The organism is Campylobacter sp. BCW_4323, from assembly GCF_001763115.1.
GTDB classification, from domain to species: domain Bacteria; phylum Campylobacterota; class Campylobacteria; order Campylobacterales; family Campylobacteraceae; genus Campylobacter_D; species Campylobacter_D jejuni.
In genome coordinates this window covers 1-687 of sequence record NZ_MJYC01000067.1, presented here as the reverse complement: position 1 = coordinate 687, position 687 = coordinate 1, and the positions used below count along the sequence as shown (strand labels likewise).

At 27.2% G+C, this 687-nt stretch carries 1 protein-coding gene; it reads right to left on the bottom strand.

Annotation, left to right across the window (positions count from 1 at the left end):
- Positions 1-22: 22 nt before the first annotated feature.
- A partial coding sequence (locus tag AJN60_RS09985) for an AHH domain-containing protein (protein WP_237766498.1) occupies positions 23-687 on the bottom strand: 665 nt, incomplete at its 5' end.

Below are 687 nucleotides of genomic sequence, written 5' to 3'. Positions count from 1 at the left end.
TTATACATCATTTTATAATATCTCATTGTTTTCTCTCCTTATAGTATTCTTTATGAAGTATAGCAGGATTATTTTTGATTTCTTCTTTTAGTTTTTCAAATTCTTTTAAGAATTTATTCTTATCTCCTCTAGCTATTTTATCAATTTTATTCATTTTTTCAAGAATGTATTCATGGTATTCATTAGGATGTCTTCCGCGATGTGGCATTTTAACTTTATTCCAATCTCCATTTAGTTTTAAATCATATGAATTAAGTATCTCTTGAAATTTTGGAGTATATTTTTTACTCTTATTGGTGGCAATGTGATGAGTTTGAATTGGTAATTGATTGTTTTTACCTCCTATCCCTTCCCATCTTATCCTATCAAATTTAATCTTAGCAAGAGGACTAGCTTGTATTTTAGCTAAAGCAAATTTAATCTTATTCTTTTTAGGTATAGCAAATATAGGATAACCTTTTATACTCATTCCTATCAAACCCATTTGTAATACAGAATGTTTATTATTAACTTTATGATCTGAATAAGTATAAGCAAATACTAAAGCTACTTTAGTACAAGGTCCTCCTAGTATAGGTGGATTTAAACATCCACTTATACTAGCTCCTTGTATTTCATTATTTAGCATAATAGGAACATTGTCTGATTTTATTCTTTTAGCTTTTTTTGCTTTTAACTTAACTCTAC